Annotated in this window: 16 protein-coding genes, 3 tRNA genes and 1 pseudogene; 7 read left to right on the forward strand and 13 right to left on the reverse strand. The window is 74.2% G+C overall.

The genetic code is table 11. From position 1 onward, the window contains the following. Positions 1-2: 2 nt before the first annotated feature. Together ABIH81_RS01265 and ABIH81_RS01270 are read right to left on the reverse strand one after the other, a co-directional pair. The gene (locus tag ABIH81_RS01265; RefSeq protein WP_349878627.1) at positions 3-1,010 is read right to left on the reverse strand and encodes an NAD(P)H-dependent glycerol-3-phosphate dehydrogenase; all 1,008 of its coding nucleotides are present in this window, start codon (positions 1,008-1,010) and stop codon (positions 3-5) included. Next, on the reverse strand, positions 1,007-1,732 hold the full coding sequence (locus ABIH81_RS01270; RefSeq protein ID WP_349878628.1) for a lysophospholipid acyltransferase family protein: 726 nt from the start codon (positions 1,730-1,732) through the stop codon (positions 1,007-1,009). The genes ABIH81_RS01265 and ABIH81_RS01270 overlap by 4 nt, the downstream gene beginning before the upstream one ends. 95 nt (positions 1,733-1,827) lie before the next feature. Here ABIH81_RS01270 and cofC point away from each other — a divergent pair. The 4 genes and pseudogenes from cofC to ABIH81_RS01290 form a co-directional block, all read left to right on the forward strand. Next, a pseudogene (cofC, locus tag ABIH81_RS01275) lies at positions 1,828-2,436 on the forward strand (2-phospho-L-lactate guanylyltransferase); the annotation flags it as partial. Between the two features lie 39 nt (positions 2,437-2,475). Next, positions 2,476-2,673 carry a cold-shock protein gene (locus ABIH81_RS01280; protein ID WP_043330566.1) on the forward strand — a complete coding sequence of 66 codons (198 nt, stop codon included), beginning with the start codon at positions 2,476-2,478 and terminating at the stop codon, positions 2,671-2,673. Between the two features lie 216 nt (positions 2,674-2,889). Continuing rightward, on the forward strand, positions 2,890-5,034 hold the full coding sequence (locus ABIH81_RS01285; RefSeq protein ID WP_349881270.1) for an RNA degradosome polyphosphate kinase: 2,145 nt from the start codon (positions 2,890-2,892) through the stop codon (positions 5,032-5,034). Between the two features lie 7 nt (positions 5,035-5,041). Then, positions 5,042-5,959, forward strand: coding sequence for an NUDIX hydrolase (locus ABIH81_RS01290; RefSeq protein WP_349878629.1), 918 nt, complete (start codon positions 5,042-5,044; stop codon positions 5,957-5,959). A 63-nt stretch (positions 5,960-6,022) separates the two neighbouring features. On the opposite strand, the gene ABIH81_RS01295 is transcribed toward ABIH81_RS01290, so the two are convergent. From ABIH81_RS01295 to leuC, 4 genes are all read right to left on the reverse strand, one after another. Then, on the reverse strand, positions 6,023-8,005 hold the full coding sequence (locus tag ABIH81_RS01295) for an endonuclease/exonuclease/phosphatase family protein (protein WP_349878630.1): 1,983 nt from the start codon (positions 8,003-8,005) through the stop codon (positions 6,023-6,025). Positions 8,006-8,140: 135 nt separating this feature from the next. Beyond that, positions 8,141-8,743, reverse strand: a complete 603-nt coding sequence (locus tag ABIH81_RS01300; RefSeq protein WP_349878631.1) for an HU family DNA-binding protein — start codon at positions 8,741-8,743, stop codon at positions 8,141-8,143. Between the two features lie 159 nt (positions 8,744-8,902). After that, positions 8,903-9,490 carry a 3-isopropylmalate dehydratase small subunit gene (leuD, locus tag ABIH81_RS01305; protein ID WP_349878632.1) on the reverse strand — a complete coding sequence of 196 codons (588 nt, stop codon included), beginning with the start codon at positions 9,488-9,490 and terminating at the stop codon, positions 8,903-8,905. 15 nt (positions 9,491-9,505) lie between these two features. Then, positions 9,506-10,948, reverse strand: a complete 1,443-nt coding sequence (gene leuC, locus ABIH81_RS01310; protein ID WP_349878633.1) for a 3-isopropylmalate dehydratase large subunit — start codon at positions 10,946-10,948, stop codon at positions 9,506-9,508. 49 nt (positions 10,949-10,997) lie between these two features. On the opposite strand from leuC, the gene ABIH81_RS01315 reads away from it, so the two are divergent. Continuing rightward, positions 10,998-11,684, forward strand: a complete 687-nt coding sequence (locus ABIH81_RS01315) for an IclR family transcriptional regulator (protein WP_013284529.1) — start codon at positions 10,998-11,000, stop codon at positions 11,682-11,684. A 174-nt stretch (positions 11,685-11,858) separates the two neighbouring features. Here ABIH81_RS01315 and ABIH81_RS01320 read toward each other — a convergent pair. From ABIH81_RS01320 to ABIH81_RS01335, 4 genes are all read right to left on the reverse strand, one after another. Continuing rightward, a tRNA-Glu gene (locus tag ABIH81_RS01320) sits at positions 11,859-11,931 on the reverse strand. A 148-nt stretch (positions 11,932-12,079) separates the two neighbouring features. Continuing rightward, positions 12,080-12,152 (reverse strand) — tRNA-Glu (locus ABIH81_RS01325). A 76-nt stretch (positions 12,153-12,228) separates the two neighbouring features. Beyond that, a tRNA-Gln gene (locus ABIH81_RS01330) sits at positions 12,229-12,300 on the reverse strand. A 107-nt stretch (positions 12,301-12,407) separates the two neighbouring features. Further along, complete coding sequence (locus ABIH81_RS01335) at positions 12,408-13,211, reverse strand: fumarylacetoacetate hydrolase family protein (protein ID WP_120571218.1); 804 nt, start codon at positions 13,209-13,211, stop codon at positions 12,408-12,410. A 216-nt stretch (positions 13,212-13,427) separates the two neighbouring features. Between ABIH81_RS01335 and ABIH81_RS01340 the strand changes: the two genes are divergently transcribed. Together ABIH81_RS01340 and ABIH81_RS01345 are read left to right on the forward strand one after the other, a co-directional pair. Further along, positions 13,428-14,933 (forward strand): hypothetical protein, encoded by a 1,506-nt coding sequence (locus tag ABIH81_RS01340; RefSeq protein WP_349878634.1) that lies wholly within the window; start codon positions 13,428-13,430, stop codon positions 14,931-14,933. A 34-nt stretch (positions 14,934-14,967) separates the two neighbouring features. Then, positions 14,968-15,852 (forward strand): 3-methyladenine DNA glycosylase, encoded by an 885-nt coding sequence (locus ABIH81_RS01345; protein WP_349878635.1) that lies wholly within the window; start codon positions 14,968-14,970, stop codon positions 15,850-15,852. Between the two features lie 42 nt (positions 15,853-15,894). On the opposite strand, the gene ABIH81_RS01350 is transcribed toward ABIH81_RS01345, so the two are convergent. Genes ABIH81_RS01350 through ABIH81_RS01360 form a run of 3 tightly spaced genes read right to left on the reverse strand, consistent with a single transcriptional unit; the run spans position 15,895 to position 17,248 of the window. Next, a complete protein-coding gene (locus tag ABIH81_RS01350) occupies positions 15,895-16,467 on the reverse strand; it encodes a GNAT family protein (protein ID WP_349878636.1) in 573 nt (190 codons plus the stop codon). 49 nt (positions 16,468-16,516) lie between these two features. Then, complete coding sequence (arfB, locus tag ABIH81_RS01355; RefSeq protein ID WP_349878637.1) at positions 16,517-16,942, reverse strand: alternative ribosome rescue aminoacyl-tRNA hydrolase ArfB; 426 nt, start codon at positions 16,940-16,942, stop codon at positions 16,517-16,519. A 9-nt stretch (positions 16,943-16,951) separates the two neighbouring features. Beyond that, entirely contained in the window at positions 16,952-17,248 is a 297-nt protein-coding gene (locus tag ABIH81_RS01360; protein ID WP_349878638.1) for a hypothetical protein, read from the reverse strand.

The raw sequence follows: 17,248 nt of genomic DNA on the forward strand, positions 1-17,248 counted from the left end.
GCTCACTCGTACGACTCGGGCTTGGCGGTACGGCTCATCAGCGCGTCCACCGCCAGGCGCGGATCCATCCCCTCGTGGCAGATCCGCTCGATCTGCTCGGTGATCGGCATCTCCACCCCGTGCGCCCGGGCCAGGTCGCGGATGGCCAGGCAGCTCTTCACACCCTCGGCGGTCTGCCGGGTGGCCGCCTGGGCCTGTTCCAGCGTCTCCCCCCGGCCCAGGTGCTCGCCGAAGGTGCGGTTGCGGGCCATCGGCGACGAGCAGGAGGCGACCAGGTCACCCATGCCGGCCAGCCCGGCGAACGTGAGCGGGTCGGCGCCGAGCGCCACACCCAGCCGGGCGGTCTCGGCCAGGCCGCGGGTCATCAGCATGGCCCGGGTGTTGTCGCCGAAGCCCATCGCGGTGGCGATGCCGTACGCCAGCGCGATCACGTTCTTCACCGCGCCGCCCAGCTCGCAGCCGATCACGTCGTCGTTGGTGTACGGGCGGAAGTACGGCGTCCGGATGGACGCCTGCACCAGCGCGGTCCGGCGGCTGTCGGTGCCGGCGACCACGGTGGCGGCCGGCTGCTCGGCGGCGATCTCCGGCGCCAGGTTGGGCCCGGAGACGACCACCACCCGGTCGGCGGGCACCCCGGCGGTCTCCGTGATCACCTGGCTCATCCGCTTGGTGGTGCCCAGCTCGATGCCCTTCATCAGCGACACCAGCGTGGCGTCCGGCGCCAGGTACGGCGTCCAGTCGGCGAGGTTGCCGCGCAGCGTCTGCGAGGGCACCGAGAGCACCACCACCTCGGCTCCCTCGATCGCCTCGGCGGCGTCACCGGTGGCGGTCACCCGCTCGGGCAGGCGCACACCCGGCAGGTACTCCGGGTTGTGCCGGCCGGTCCGGATCGCCTCGGCCACCGCGGCCCGGCGGGCCAGGACCGTCACGTCCCGCCCGGCGTCGGCGAGGATCTTGGCGAACGCGGTCCCCCAGGAACCGGCGCCCAGCACGGCGACGTGCCCGCTCATTCGGTGACCTCCCGGGTGCCGGTGCGGGCGGGCCGCTGCCAGAGCGGCGGTGGTGTGCCGCCGCGGATCTCCGCGACCAGATCCCGGACGCGCAGCATGATGGTGTCCGTCATCTCCTCCAGGATCGGCCGGGTCGGCGTGGCGCCGGCCCAGCGGCTCAGGTCCACCGGCGGCCCGGCGATCACCGTCACCGGGGTACGCGGGCGCAGCCCGAACCGGGCCGTACGCGGGTCGAACATCCGTTCCGGGCCGACCATGGCGATCGGGACCACCGGGGCGCCGGTGGCCAGCGCCAGCCGGGCCGCGCCGGTCTTGCCCTTCATCGGCCACAGGTCCGGCTCCCGGGTGGTGGTGCCCTCCGGGTAGATCACCACCGCGCCGCCCTCGGCCAGCGCGGCGACCAGCTTGTCCAGCGACTTGACCGCCTCGACGGTGCCCCGCTCGACCGGGATCTGCTGGCACCGGTGCAGGATCGAGCCGACCACCGGCACCCGGAACACGCTGGCCTTGCCGAGGAAGCGCGGCCAGCGCCCGGCGTCGTAGATGTAGTGCGCGACCACGAGCGGGTCGGCGTGCGAGATGTGGTTCGGCACGAGGATCACGCCGCCCTCGCGGCGCAGGTGCTCCATGCCCCGCCAGGTGCGCCGGGTCCAGACCGTCATCAGCGGCTTCACCAGCACCACGGCGAGCCGTCGCCAGAACCCCAGCCTCCGCCGTGCCACAGTGCCTCCTCGATCCGCCCTCGCGCCCCGGCACAGAATCATGCCTGTTCGCCCCCGCTGCGGCCAGTGCGGGTACCGGCGCCCTCGCTGGCAGGATGGTCGGCGTGTCTGAGGCCCGCTGGACCGTGGTGATGCCGGTGAAGCGCCTTCCGGCGGCGAAGAGCCGCCTGCGGGGCGCGCTGCCCGGCGTACCCCATGAGGAGCTGGCGCTGGCCCTGGCGGCCGACACGCTGCGCGCGGTGCGGGCGTGCCCGGCGGTCGCCGGGGTGCTCGTGGTCACCGACGACCCGCGGGTGAGCGCGGCGGCCGGCGCGGCGGGTGCCCACGTGGCGGGCGACCCCGGCGGCGGGCTGAACGCGGCGTTCCGGCACGGCGCGGCCGTCGCCGGGCCGCGCGCCGCCGTGGCCGGCCTGACCGCCGACCTGCCGGCGCTGCGACCGGCCGACCTGGCCGCCGCGCTGCGGGCCACCCAGGGGGTACGCGGGTTCGTGGCCGATGCCCCGGGCGGAGGCACGGTGTTGCTCGCCGCGCCGGCCGGGGCGCCGCTGGCGCCGCAGTTCGGGCCCGGCTCGGCCGCGGCGCACGCGGCGAGCGGGGCGCTGCCGCTCGCCGGGGACTGGCCCAGCCTGCGCCGGGACGTGGACACCCCGGCGGACCTGGCCGACGCCGCCGGGCTGGGCGTGGGGCCGCGCACCGCCGCGCTGCTGGCCCGGGTCGCCGCAGCGGTGGAGTACGGTGCTGGCATGCAGGGCACGGTGGCGACCTACGACGCGTCGACCCGCAGCGGCGTGCTGCTCCTCGACGACGGCACCGAACTGGCGTTCCCGGCCCGCGCGTTCGACGCCTCCGGGCTCCGGCTGCTCCGGTTGGGGCAGCGTGTCCGGATCGAGCGGGACGCCGACGGCGAGGTGGTCCGGGTGACGTTGCCGACGATGGCCTGAACAACCTGGCCCGAGTTCATTTTCCGTTCACCCTCATCGGGGAATCATGAGGTGGTGAGCACCCCTCGCGAGCACCCCGACGGCCCGCCACCGATCCTCGACCCCGGCACGCCCCGCAACGGCCGCCCCACCCGCGGCCCGGACGGGCGGTTCCGCCAGCCCCGGCCCCCGGAGGAGCGCCTCGACGCCGACCCGGACGCGACCGGCGCGACCGGCCTGGACGAGCCGCTCGACCCGGTGGAGGGCCCCGGCCCGGCCGGCGAGACCCCCGCCGAGGCGGGCCCGCCGGCCGCGCCGCCGCTGCCGGAGGACCGCTTCCTCAACCGGGAGCTGTCCTGGCTCGACTTCAACGCCCGGGTGCTGGCACTCGCCGAGGATCCGCGCACCCCGCTGCTGGAACGGGCGAAGTTCCTGGCGATCTTCGCCAGCAACCTGGACGAGTTCTACATGGTCCGGGTCGCCGGGCTGAAGCGGCGGCTCTCCGCCGGCCTGCCGGTACGCGGCGGTGACCGGCTGCCGCTGCGCACCCAGCTCGACCTCGTCACCTCCAAGGCCGCCGACCTGGTCGCCCGGCACGCCGCCTGCCTGGTCGACGACGTGCTGCCGAAGCTCGCCGCCGAGGACATCCGCATACTGCGCTGGAGCGACCTGGACGACGCCGAGCGGGAGCGGCTGCGCACCTGGTTCCGGGAGCACATCTTCCCGGTGCTCACCCCGCTGGCGGTCGACCCGGCGCACCCGTTCCCGTACATCTCCGGCCGGTCGCTGAACCTGGCCGTCTCGGTACGCGACCCGGACGGCGGCTCGGAGCTGTTCGCGCGGGTCAAGGTGCCGAACAACGTGCCCCGGTTCGTCCGGGTGCACCGCGACCAGCCGGGCGTGCGGTTCCTGCCGGTCGAGGACCTCATCTCGGTGCACCTCGGCCAGCTGTTCTCCGGCATGCAGGTCGTCGAGTGCCACCTGTTCCGGGTGACCCGCAACGCCGAGGTGGAGGTGGACGAGGACCGCGACGAGGATCTGCTCCAGGCGCTGGAACGGGAGCTGGCCCGGCGCCGGTTCGGCCCGCCGGTACGCCTGGAGGTCGCCGCCTCCATCTCCGACCACATGCTGGAGCTGCTGGTCCGCGAGCTGGACATGGACGGCCAGGACGTGCTGCGGGTCCGCGGCCTGCTCGACCTGTCCGCGCTCTGGCAGGTCTACGGCGAGGCCGACCGGCCCGACCTGAAGGACCCGTCGTTCGTGCCGGCCACCCATCCGCGCCTGGCCGAGGGTGAGGTGCCGCGCAGCGTCTTCGCCACGCTGCGCGACGGCGACGTGCTGGTGCACCACCCGTACCACTCGTTCGCGACCAGCGTGCAGCGCTTCGTCGAGCAGGCCGCGGCCGACCCGAACGTGCTCGCCATCAAGCAGACGCTCTACCGCACCAGCGGCGACTCCCCGATCGTGGACGCGCTCGTCGACGCGGCCGCCGCCGGCAAGCAGGTGGTGGTGCTGGTCGAGCTGAAGGCGCGCTTCGACGAGGTGGCGAACATCGGCTGGGCGCGCACGCTGGAACGGGCCGGCTGCCACGTGGTCTACGGCCTGGTGGGGCTCAAGACGCACTGCAAGACCGCGCTGGTGGTACGCCAGGAGGGCAACCAGATCCGCCGCTACTGCCACATCGGCACCGGCAACTACCACCCGAAGACCGCCCGGCTCTACGAGGACTTCGGCATGCTCACCGCCGACCCGGAGATCGGCGCCGACCTGACCGACCTGTTCAACGTGCTCACCGGCTACAGCCGGCAGACCGCGTATCGGCGGCTGCTGGTGGCGCCGCAGGGCATCCGCAGCGGCCTGATCGAGCGCATCGACCGGGAGATCGAACACGTCCGGCTGGGCATGCCGGGGCTCGTGCAGTTCAAGGTGAACTCCCTGGTGGACGAGGAGATCACCGACGCGCTCTACCGGGCGTCGCGGGCCGGCGTGCACGTGGACCTGCTGATCCGCGGCATGTGCACGCTGCGGCCGGGCGTGCCGGGCCTGTCGGAGAACATCCGGGTCCGCTCGATCCTCGGCCGGTTCCTGGAACACTCCCGGATCTTCCGGTTCGGCAACAACGGCGACGCCGAGTTCTGGATGGGTTCGGCCGACCTGATGCACCGCAACCTGGACCGCCGGGTGGAGGCGCTGGTGCAGGTGAGCGACCCGGTGGCCCGGGCCGAGCTGGACCACGTCCTCACCGCCGCGTTCGATCCCGACGTGGACGCGTTCGAGCTGGCCGCCGACGGCACCTGGCACCGGCGTACCGGCGACGGCGACGTGCGGCTGACCCACCTCCAGGATCTGTTGCTGCGCCGGGTCGGCGGCCGGGCGGACTGAGCGGGCCGTGGCGCGTGCCGGGCGGGCATACGGTGAGCGGGTGAGCGACGACGAACCGGTGCGGATCCGGGCCGCCGGTGGCGTGGTGTGGCGCCCGGGTCCGGCCGGCGTCGAGGTCTGCCTCGTGCACCGCCCCCGGTACGGCGACTGGTCGCTGCCGAAGGGCAAGCTGGACCGCGGCGAGCATCCGCTCTTGGCCGCCGTCCGCGAGGTGGCCGAGGAGAGCGACGTACGGGCCGTGCCGCAGGTACGCCTGCCCACCGTCCGCTACCGCAGCGAGGGTCTCGCCAAGGCGGTCGACTACTGGTCCATGCGGGCGGCCGGCACCGGCGGTTTCCAGCCCGGCACCGAGGTCGACGACGTGGCCTGGTTCCCGGTCGACGACGCGGTACGCCGGGTCAGCTACCCGCACGACGCCGAGGTGATCGCCGCGTTCGCGGCGCTGCCGCCGGTCACCGCGACGGTGCTGCTGGTCCGGCACGCGCACGCCGGCAAGCGCGGCACCTGGACCGGCCCGGACCACGGCCGCCCGCTGGACGAGCAGGGGTGGGCCCAGGCACGTGCGCTGGTCCCGCTGGTGGCGGTGGTCCGCCCGGCCCGTCTGTTGTCCGCCTCGGCCCGGCGTTGCGTGCAGACGCTGGACCCGGCGGCGGCCCGGCTGGACCTGCCGATCGAGGTCTGCGGCGACTTCGACGAGCCGGCGCCGGGCCAGCAGGTCGAGGAGTGCGCGCTCGCCGCCGCGGCCCGGCTGACCGCGCTGGCGCTGGCCGTCGAGACGGTCGCGGTGTGCAGCCAGGGCAAGGTGATCCCGGGCGCGCTGGAACGTCTCACCGGCCGCGTGGACGTGGACTTCACCACCGCCAAGGGCGGCGGCTGGCTGCTGCCGTTCGCCGGTGACCGGCTGGTCGCCGCCGACCGGCTGTGAGCGGCTCCGGTTGTGAGCGGCTCCGGTTGTGAGCGGCTCCGGTTGTGCGGCGGCGGCGCCGGCTCAGGGCAGCGTGACGGTGAGCGTCACCGGGAGGTGGTCGCTGGCCTCGGTGCGCGGCGCGCGTACCTCACCGGCGGTCAGGCCCGGCGAGACGAAGACGTGGTCGATCTGGGTGCGCGGATCGTCGGCCGGGCTGGTCCGCAGCGGCCGGGCCGGCGCCAGCGCGTCCACCAGCCCGGAGCGGGTGAACTCGGCGAACGCCGGGTCGTCCGGCTCGGTGTTCAGGTCGCCGCCGAGCACCAGTGGACGGCCGTTCGCGTACCGGCCGGCGAACGCGGCCACCTCGCCCGCCTGCTCGACCGGATCCCGGCCGGGCGGCGGTTGCAGGTGCGTGCCCACCACCGCCAACTCCCGGCCGCCGAGGTCGAGTGTGACGCCGAGGGCCTGCGCCCCGGTCGGCGCGCCGTGCGCGGTCAGCCGCCGGGTCTGCCCGGAGCGCATCGGGAAGCGGCTGAGCACCGCGTCGCCCCACAGCGGGTCGGCGGCGGGCGCGAAGACGTACGGCATCCCCAGCCGCCCGGCCAGCAACGCCAGCGTGTCGTGGCCGCCGTTGAGCCACCAGCCCCGGTCGACCTCGCTGAGCAGCACCACGTCCGCGCCGCGCAACACCCGGGCCACCGCGTCCAGGTCCAGCCGGCCGTCCAGGCCGAACCCCATCCGGATGTTGTACGCGGCCACCCGTACCGCCGCCGGTGCGGTGGTGGCCCGGGCCTGCGCGGGCGGCACGTGCAGTGCGGCGGCGAGCCCGGCCAGCGCGGTGAGCCCCGCCAGGGCCGCGACCCGGACCGTGGCGGGCAGCACCGGACCGGGTGATGCCGCGCCGGGCGACGTCGGGGCGGGTCGGACAGGCGCCGTAGCCGCCACCAGAGCCACCAGGACGGCCGTGGCGACCGGCGCCCAACCGTTGGGGTACCCCAGGTCGTAGGCGGCGTAGTACGCCACCGTGGCCACCGCGAACACCAGCATCCCGAGCACCGCCGCACGTCCGCGCCGCGCCCCCGCCCGCCCGTCGTCGCCGTTCCCGGCCGTCCCGGTCCGGTCGCCGCCACCGCCTCGCTCGTCGCGGGCGGCGGCTCGGTCGTCGCCGGCGGCCGTGTCGGTGAGCGCCAGGCAGCCGCCGAGACCGGCGGCGGTGAGCAGGTACGCCGGGACGAGACGCCCGGTCACGAACAGCACCGGCCCGGCCAGCAGCGCCAGCGGCCACAGCACCCGGGCCACGCGCGCCGGCGTCCGGAACAGTGCCGCCGCGAGGAACAGCAACACCGCGAGCGCGCCCCACAGCGATCCGCCGGCCGGGCGGGCGAGACCGGGGAAGTCAGGCGATCCGGTGCCGGCGGCGGCGCTCCAGATCGCCGGGGCGAGCGCCACCTGACCGGCCAGCAACAACGCCGGCCCGCACAGCAACCAGGCCCGGCGGCCCGGCGTGGACACGCGCGACCCGCCGTCATCCGCACTCGACGCCGCCGTGCGCTCCCGCCGTACCGCCACCGACGCGGCCAGGAACGCCAGCACCAGCAGGGCGCTCAGGCTCCAGGCGAGCACGCCGCCGCGCCACACCAGATCCTCGGTGCCGAGCAGGGCGTGACCGACCGCGTTCCCGGCCAGGCCGAGCGCCAGCCCGGCGACCGGCCGGGGAACCGACGCGGCGACGGCGGCGAGCCAGACGAGGCCGGCGAGCAGCCCGGCGCAGGCCAGCCAGAGCTGGGCCGGGCCGCCGGGTTGCGCGGTGAGCGCCAGCCGGGCCGACGCCAGCACACCCGCGGCGACGAGTCCGACCGAGGCGGCACCCATGCGGCGTACGAGCGTGGGCGCGGCGAGGGCGAGCAGGAACCAGCCGAGCGCGAACGCGCCGAGCAGCTCGGCGGGTGTCTCGGCGGCCTGGCCGAACAGGGTGATGACCGACGGCAGCCAGACCCGCAGCACGTCCAGCAGGACCGCGATACCCAGCGCGAGCGTGAGGGTGGAGAGGTGACGGTGCCGCACGGGGCGCCTCTTCTCGTGACCGACGGGGGTTTTCGGCACGGCGATTCTGCGGGGCGCGACGGCGGGCGGTCAACGCGTACCCATGCGAAAGGGCGCCCACCGCGAACGGTGGGCGCCCTTTCGTGGGCCGTCCGGTCAGCGCCGGCTGGCGGCCTTCTTGGCCGGCGCCTTCTTCGCGGGCGCCTTCTTCGCCGCCGTGGTCTTCTTCGCCGCGGTGGACTTCGCCGCGGTCGTCTTCTTCGCGGTGGTGGTCTTCTTCGCCGCGGTGGACTTCGCCGCGGTCGTCTTCTTCGCCGCCGTGGTCTTGGTCGCGGCGGCCTTCTTCGCCGGCGCGGCCTTCTTGGTCGCGGTGGTCTTGGTGGCCTTCGCCGCCGTGGTCTTCTTGGCGGCGGCGGTGGTCCGGCCGCCGGTGGCCTTGGCGGCACCGGTGGTCTTCTTCGCGGCGGCGGTGTCCTTCGGCACCTTGCCGCTGGCCACCATCTCCTTGAAGCCCGCGCCCGCCCGGAACGTCGGGACGGAGGTCTTCTTGACCTTCACCGCCTCGCCGGTACGCGGATTGCGCGCTGTTCGGGCTCCCCGGACGCGCTTCTCGAACGCTCCGAAACCGGTGATCGCCACCTTCTCGCCCTTGGTGACCGCCGCCTGGACCTCAGCGAGAACCGCGTCGAGCGCGGCCGTCGCCGTCTTCCGGTCCCCCAGGCGAACGGCGAGCGCCTCGATGAGCTCGGCCTTGTTCACGACTTCCTCCCGATTGTGCAACTGACTCGACGCGAGCCATTCTGCGCGCACGGTATGCCCTGTGCTGCCTGGACACAAACATTCGGTGGAAAAAAGCCCTTGTGTCGCAACGGATTCGCCCCCACCGGATGCACCGGTGGGGGCGAATAGCGCTGGGAGTCAGGCGATCGAGGGCAGGAACGCCGGTCGGGCGGCCTCGTACGCGCTGATCTCGGCCTCGTGCCGGAGGGTGAGTCCAATGTCGTCCAAGCCCTCCATCAGCCGCCAACGGCTGTGGTCGTCCAGCGGGAACGCCCAGGTGGCGTCACCGGCGTGGACCTGACGGGCGGCGAGGTCGACAGTGATCGGCGTGGTCGGCTCGGATTCCACGAGATCCCACAGTTCTTCCACGGCTCTCAATTCCAGCTCGACCGGAAGGAGACCTTCCTTGAGCGCGTTGCCGCGGAAGATGTCACCGAAGCGAGGCGAGATGACGGCCCGGAAGCCCCAGTCCCGCAGCGCCCAGACGGCGTGCTCCCGGGAGGATCCGGTGCCGAACTCGGGGCCGGCGATCAGAATCGACGCACCCGAATGGGCGGGATCGTTGAGGACGAATGACGGGTCCTCCCGCCACGCGTTGAACAGACCGTCCGCGAATCCGGTCCGGGTCACCCGCTTGAGGTACACGGCGGGGATGATCTGGTCGGTGTCCACGTTGGACCGGCGCAGCGGCACGGCAGTGCCGGTGTGGGTGGTGAACTTGTCCATCTGTCGGCTGCCCTTCTACAGGTCGGCGGGGGCGGCCAGCCGGCCGACCACGGCGGTGGCGGCGGCGACCGGCGGGGACACCAGGTGGGTACGCCCGCCCCGGCCCTGGCGGCCCTCGAAGTTGCGGTTGGAGGTCGAGGCGGAACGCTCACCCGGCTTCAGCGTGTCCGGGTTCATGCCCAGGCACATCGAGCAGCCGGCGAAGCGCCACTCGGCGCCGGCTTCGGTGAAGACCTTGTCCAGCCCCTCGATCTCGGCCGCCTCGCGGACCGCGGCGGAGCCGGGGACCACGAGCATGCGTACGCCGTCGGCGACCCGCCGCCCGCGCAGCACCTCGGCGGCGGCCCGCAGGTCCTCCAGGCGGCCGTTGGTGCACGACCCGACGAACACCACGTCCACCGCGAGGTCGCGCAGCGGGGTGCCGGGGGTGAGGTCCATGTACTCCAGCGCCCGGCGGGCGGCGACCCGCTCCGGCTCGGTGACGAACTCCTCCGGGTCCGGGACGGTGGCGCCCAGCGGCACGCCCTGCCCGGGGTTGGTGCCCCAGGTGACGAACGGCGTGATCCGGCTCGCGTCGAGCGTGACCTCGGTGTCGAAGGTCGCGCCCTCGTCGGTGGGCAGCGTCCGCCAGTACTCCAGCGCCGCGTCCCAGTCGTCGCCCTGGGGCGCGTTGGGCCGCCCCTTCAGGTACGCGAACGTGGTCTCGTCCGGCGCGATCATGCCGGCCTTGGCGCCCCACTCGATGGACATGTTCGCGATCGTCATCCGCCCCTCCATCGAGAGGTCGCGGATCGCCTCGCCCCGGTACTCGACGATGTGACCGCGCCCGCCGCCGGTGCCGACCTGCGCGATCAGCGCGAGCACCAGATCCTTGGCGGTGACGCCGGGCGCCAGCTCGCCGACGACGTTCACGGCCATGGTCTTCGGGCGGGCCTGCGGCAGCGTCTGCGTGGCCAGCACGTGCTCGACCTCGCTGGTGCCGATGCCGAACGCCAGCGCGCCGAACGCGCCGTGGGTGGCGGTGTGCGAGTCGCCGCACACGATCGTCATGCCGGGCTGGGTGAGGCCGAGCTGCGGGCCGATGACGTGCACGATGCCCTGGTTCTCGTCGCCCAGCGGGTGCAGGCGGACGCCGAACTCGGCGCAGTTGCGGCGCAGCGTCTCGATCTGGGTGCGGGAGGTGGGGTCCGCGATCGTGAGCAGGTCGCCGCGCCGGGAGCGGAACGCCGGGTCGTCGTACCCGGTCGGGGTGTTGTGGTCCTCCGTCGCGATCGTCAGATCGGTACGGCGGACCCCGCGCCCGGACAGACGCAGCCCGTCGAACGCCTGCGGGCTGGTCACCTCGTGCAGCAGGTGCAGGTCGATGAAGAGCAGGTCCGGCTCGCCGGCGGCGGAGCGGACCACGTGTGCGTCCCAGACCTTCTCGGCCAGGGTCCTCGGTCGAGTGACTCCCACCATCTGGACATCCTAAATTCTGGGAGGTAAATTTCGGCTTGTGGGACACAGTATGAGCGGTGTCGGCGTTCTCGACAAGGCGGTGGTCATCCTGGCCGCCTGTGTCGACGGCGCCAGCCTGGCCGAACTCGTTGAACGCACCAAGCTGCCCCGGGCCACCGCGCACCGGCTGGCACAGGCGCTGGAGATCCACCGGATGCTCGTCCGGGACACCCAGGGGCGCTGGCGCCCGGGTCCACGCCTGGGCGAGCTGGCCAACGCGGCCCCGGACGTGCTCCTGACCGCCGCCGAGCCGCTGCTCGCCGCGCTGCGGGACGCCACCGGCGAAAGCGCCCAGCTCTACCTGCGCCGCGCCGACGAGCGGATCTGTGTGGCCGCCGCCGAGCGCGCCAGCGGCCTGCGGGACACCGTCCCGGTCGGCTCGGTGCTGCCGATGACCGCCGGTTCGGCGGCGCAGATCCTGCTCGCCTGGGAGCCACCGGAGGCGGTCATGCCACTGCTCCCCCGCTCCAAGTTCACCGGCCGCACGCTGGCCGAGGTGCGCCGGCGCGGCTGGGCGCAGAGCGTCGCCGAGCGGGAGGCGGGTGTGGCGAGCGTCTCGGCGCCGATCCGCGACCGGACCGGGCGGGTGATCGCCGCGATCAGCATCTCCGGCCCGATCGAGCGCCTCGGCCGCCGCCCCGGCGAACGCCACGCCATGGCCGTCGTCCGAGCCGGCCAGCGCCTGTCCGGCCTCTGACCCACCCCGAGGTTGCGCCCGCCCACCCCCACCCCTCGCGTTGATCATGAAGTTAGCGGCAATTTTGATCTCCCCGATTGCCGCTAACTTCATGATCAACGGGGCGGGGGACGGGGCAGGGCGGGGAATGCGGAACGGCCCGCCTCGCGTGGCGAGACGGGCCGTTCGTGGATGTAGCCCCGACCGGATTCGAACCGGCGCTACCGCCTTGAGAGGGCGGCGTCCTGGGCCGCTAGACGACGGGGCCAGGCACTTTTCCTGCTTCACCACCCTGCCGGGCGGTGTGGCAGTAGTCTAGCGGCATCGCGTCCGGCACCGCCGAGGGGGGTCACCCTGCGCAGGTGGCCGGACAGCAGAAAGCCCGCCCCGTGAGACGGGACGGGCTGTCGGTGCTGTAGCCCCGACCGGATTCGAACCGGCGCTACCGCCTTGAGAGGGCGGCGTCCTGGGCCGCTAGACGACGGGGCCAGAACCTTCATTGCACTCCGTCAGCGTGAGCTGCCGGAATCCAGCGTCCGAGGGTTCTCGCGAACCCTCGGTTGCGCTGGGGTACCAGGACTCGAACCTAGACTAACTGAACCAGAATCAGTCGGGCTGCCAATTACCCCATACCCCATTGGCCCCTTGCGGCGCCGGGAATGAACTTTACCCTCCCGGTGCCGACAGGCCAAATCCAACCCCTCGAAACCCACCTGACCAGCGGAAACGAGGCACCGGAGCGAATCAGGCGACAGGGACCACCGGGTTGCTCAGCTCCCCGATCCCCTGGATCCGCACGGTGACCGTATCCCCCTCGGTGAGCGGGCTAACCCCCGCCGGCGTGCCGGTCAGGACCACGTCGCCGGGCAGCAGCGTCATCACGTGCGAGATGTACGACACCAGTCCCGCAACGTCGAACACCATGTCCTTCGTCCGGCCGAGCTGGCGTACCTCCATCTCCTCCGGGTTGCGGCCCACCTCACACCGGATCTCCAGGTCGCTGACGTCGAGCCCGGTGGTGATCCACGGCCCGATCGGGCAGAACGAGTCGAAGCCCTTGGCGCGGGTCCACTGCCCGTCGGAGCGCTGGAGGTCCCGCGCGGTGACGTCGTTGGCGCAGGTGTAGCCGAAGATGGCCCGCTCGGCGGCGGCCCGGTCGGCCCGGCGGGCGCCCGGGGCGCCGATCACCACCGCGAGTTCCGCCTCGTGTTCGACCTGCTTGGAGAAGATCGGCAGGCGGATGGCGTCGCGCGGGCCGATCACCGAGGTGGACGGCTTGAGGAAGAGCAACGGCTCCTTCGGCACCTCGCTGCCGTGCTCGGCGGCGTGCTCGGCGTAGTTACGGCCGACACAGACCACCTTGCTGGGCAGGATCGGCGACAGCAGCCGGACGTCGGAGAGCGCCCAGCGGGCGCCGGAGAACTGGATCTGCCCGAACGGGTGGCCCTCGATCTCGGCGATGGTCAGGCCCTGCGGCCCGGCCTCCGGCTCGCCCTCGACGACCCCGAACGACATTCCCTTGGCATGAGCGAAACGAGCGATACGCACCCGGCCAATCTATCCCCCGCCCGCGGGCCGCCCGGCGGACACCGGCAGGCGCCACACCCCGGCCGCCGCACGCCCCACCCTCGCGGGCCGCCGGCGGCACCGACCGGCAGGAGCCGCGCAGGGTATGCGAGATCGCGCCGGACGGGGCGGGAATGGCGGCTTCGTACCCGCCCGGCGGGCCGCGGCCCATAGCTTCGGGTCCGGAGGTTCGTTGGTATGCCTGCATCGAGACGACACCACAGGGCCCTGGCAGTGTTCGTGAACTGCCTCGGCGTCATCGCCGCCGTACCGGCGCTGTCCCCGGCGACGCCCCGCGCGGCCGCCGCCCCCGCCCATCCGGCCCCACCACCGGCGGTCATCCCCGGTGCCGCGGCCACCCCGATCCCGACCGGCGTGCCGGCGGTGCCCCCGGCGGTGCCGACCACCGGCCCGGCCCCGGTCCGGCCGTCGATGCCCCCAGTCAGCGTGGCGGTGGGCGCGTCGGGCACCCCGGCGCCGGGCTACCGGATCGAGGTCCGCAACGCCGGCACGGCACCCGTCGACACGCTGGTCCGGCAGGAGCTGCCGAACGGGTCGCGGGCCACCACGGTGACCGGCGGCGGCCGGGCCAGCCGGCCCGCCGGGATGAGCGCCGGTGAGGTGACCTGGCGGCTGCGGCTGCCGGCGAAGAGCACCACCACGCTGCACACCGCGCTATCGGTTTCCGGTCCGGGCCGCTCGGTGACCGCACCCACCTGCGTCTACGGCACGGACGGCACCCGCCCGTTCGACTGCGCCACGGCGACCTGGGTGGGCGCCGCGACGGCCCCGGCGGCGCAGGTCACCGCCGCCCCGGCCTGGCGGCGGCCGCCGGTGCTGCTCGCCGCGTTCACCGCGCTGCTGGTGGTCACCGCCGGTGTGCTGTGGTGGGCGGTCTGGCGCCGCCGCCGGCGCACGGCCGCGGGAAGCGCCGCGACGCCCACCGGTACGCCCGGAGGCGGCGCCGTGCACACCGGCGCCCCCGGAAGCGGCGTACCCGGCCGAGGCATGCCGGGCGGACCGGGCCAGGGCGGACCGGGCCAGGGCGGACCGGGCCAGGGCGGACCGGGCCAGGGCGGACCGGGCCAGGGCGGACCGGGCCAGGGTCCGGCCGAGCGCGGCACCGTCTATCCGCGTACCGCGGTGCCGTCACCCGCGAGCCGCCGTCGCCGGCCGCCGGTCTGGCTCGTGGTCGGCGTGGCGGCGGCGGTGCTCGCCGGTGTGGTCGGCGCGGCGGCCTGGTCGGCCACGCAGCGGGTGGCCGCCGTGGACACCACCAAGCAGCCGACGAGCGGCGCGTGGGTGGGCAACAGCGTCACCGGCGCGCTGGGCCAGCCGCTGCGCGAGACCGCGTTCGAGTTCACCGTCTACCGGGTGAGCTGCGGCGCCGACGTCCTGCCACCGGCGCCCGGTGGCGGCCGGCCGTGCCTGGCCACGGTCGGGGTGCGCAACCTCACCAACGAGGACCAGACCTGGCACGGACAGTTGCAGCGCGCGTACCTGCCGAGCGGCAACTGGGTGGCAGCCGACGAGGACGCGACCCGGGTGGCGAACCTGGGCCGGGACGTCTTCTCCCAGCCGGTGGCCGCCGGGCGGCGGGTGCTGCTGCCACTGGTGTTCACCATGCGCGGCGACGAGCCACCGAAGCGGTTGGAGCTGCGCAGCGGCGTCTTCTCCGCGGGCGTGCGGGTGGACGTGGCGTGATCCGGGCACGGGCGGCGGTCGTACCCTGGGGTGTGTGACCGCCGCCCTCGCCCCCGCGCTCGACCTGGCCGACTGGCAGGCGCGCCGGCACGCCCACGAGGCGCGGGTGGACGCCTGGCTGACGCCGCACCTGGCCCGCCGCCGCACCGGGGTGAAGCACCCGGTGGAGGACTTCCTGTTCACCTACTACTCGCACCGCCCGGCGCAGTTGCGCCGCTGGCATCCGGGTGCGGGCGTGGTGCTGCGCGACGCCGATCCGGCCGGTTTCGGCCCGGACTACACCGCGAGCGCCGCCGGGCTCACCCTCGACACCGATCGGGTACGCGCGCGGCGCGCCGAGTCGATCGCCTGGATCCGTACGCTGCTCGCGGCGACCGCCGGGCGCCCGGCGCAGTTCGGCTGTTTCGGCATGCACGAGTGGGCGATGGTCTACCGGCAGACCCAGGAGCAGGTACGGCACAACGCCTGGCCGTTGCGGCTGAGCCCGGCGGCGACGGCGGCGGTGGTCGAGGAGCGCGGCGTGCGGTGCAGCCACTTCGACGCGTTCCGGTTCTTCACCGCGCCGGCCCGGCCGCTCAACGTGCTCCAGCCGACCCGGGAGGGTCAGCACACGCTGGAGCAGCCGGGCTGCCTGCACGCCAACATGGATCTCTACAAGTGGGCGTACAAGCTGTCGCCGCTGGTGCCGTCGGAGCTGGTGGCGGACTGCTTCGCGCTGGCCCGGGAGATCCGGGCGCTGGACATGCGGGCCAGCCCCTACGACCTGGCCGACCTGGGCTACCCGCCGGTGCGGGTGGAGACGCCGGAGGGCCGGGCCGAGTACGCCGCCGCCCAGCGCGGGTTCGCCGAGCGCGCCGCCGGGTTGCGGGCCCGGCTGCTGGCCGCGCTGGACCGGGCGGCGCCGGCCGGCCACCCCTGACCGGGGGCCGGGCGGCGCGGGTCGGAGCCGGCGCCGGCCGGCTCAACCCTCCGGATGCCCCCGGTGCCGGTTCCACTCCGGGGCGAGGATCGACATGACCGTGGCGTCTACCCAGCCGTCGCCGTCGCGCAGCACCTGGCGCAGCGTCCCCTCGGCGACGAAGCCCACCTTCTCGTAGGCGCGCCGGGCACGCGGGTTGAACGCGAACACCTCCAGGCCGATGCGGTGCAGGCCGAGCTGCTCGAAGCCGTACCCGACGATCAGCCGGACCGCCTCGGTGCCGAGCCCGCGGTCGCGCCCGCCGGGGCCGATCAGCGTGCGGAAGTTGCAGCTCGCGTTTGCCCGGTCCCACTCGTTGAGGACCACCTCGCCGACGCAGGTGCCGCCGGCCCGGTCCGCCACCGCGAGGTCGAGCCGGTCGTCCTGGCTGTTGCGGGTGCCGTACCAGGCCCGCAGCCGGGCCGGCTCGAACGTCTCGCCGGCCGGGCTGCCGGTCAGGCGGGCCACCTCCGGGTCGGCCAGGATCTCGGCGAGCGCCGGCAGGTCGTCGTCGTGGAACGGGCGCAGCACCACCCGCTCGCCGGTGAGCGTGGGCTTGACGGAGAAGTCGATCACGAGGCGGAATTCTCCGATCGGTGTGCTCGGCGGCTCAACGGGTTTTCGGTCAGTCGCCGTCCACCCGGCGGTCGCGTTTGCGCTGGGACTGACGCTTCTTCTCGGCCAGGCGGCGCTCCTTCGCGCCACGGGACGGGCGGGTCGGCCGGCGCGCCTTCGGTGGCGGGCCGACGGCCTCGCGCAGCAGCGCCGCCATCCGCTCGCGGGCCGCCTCCCGGTTCGCCAGCTGGGCGCGGTGCTCGCTGGCGGTGACCGTGAGCACGCCGCCGACCAGACGACCGGCGAGCCGGGCCAGCGCCCGTTCCCGCAGCGTCTCCGGGACGCTCGGCGAGCCGCCCAGGTCGAAGCTCAGCTCCACCCGGGAGTCGGTGGTGTTCACTCCCTGCCCGCCCGGCCCGGAGGAGCGGGAGAACCGTTCCCGCAGCTCGGCGGCGGGCACGACGAGCCGATCGGTGACCCGCAGTCCGTCGTCCACTCCCCGAGGCTAGCGCCCGGGACGGTGACTCGGGGTGGGGGTGGCGCTCGGCGTGGGACCGGCTCGCTCCTCGCCGCCGCCGGACGCCGCGTACGCGGCCGCGCCGACGAGCAGCAGGGCGATCACCGCGAGCTTGACGACCACGCCCCGGATCGCGAGCCAGGCGTTGCGCCGGGCACCGGGGACGCTGGTCCGGATCGTCTGGTAGTCCGTCCAGCCGCGTTTCGCACGCGCGTAGGACGCGCCGACACCGGCGCCGATGATCAGGCCCACCACGAGGAGGGCCGCAATGACAGCTTGCTCCAC

The sequence above is a fragment of the Micromonospora sp. HUAS YX12 genome, from assembly GCF_040215685.1.
In the GTDB taxonomy this organism is placed as follows: domain Bacteria; phylum Actinomycetota; class Actinomycetes; order Mycobacteriales; family Micromonosporaceae; genus Micromonospora; species Micromonospora tulbaghiae.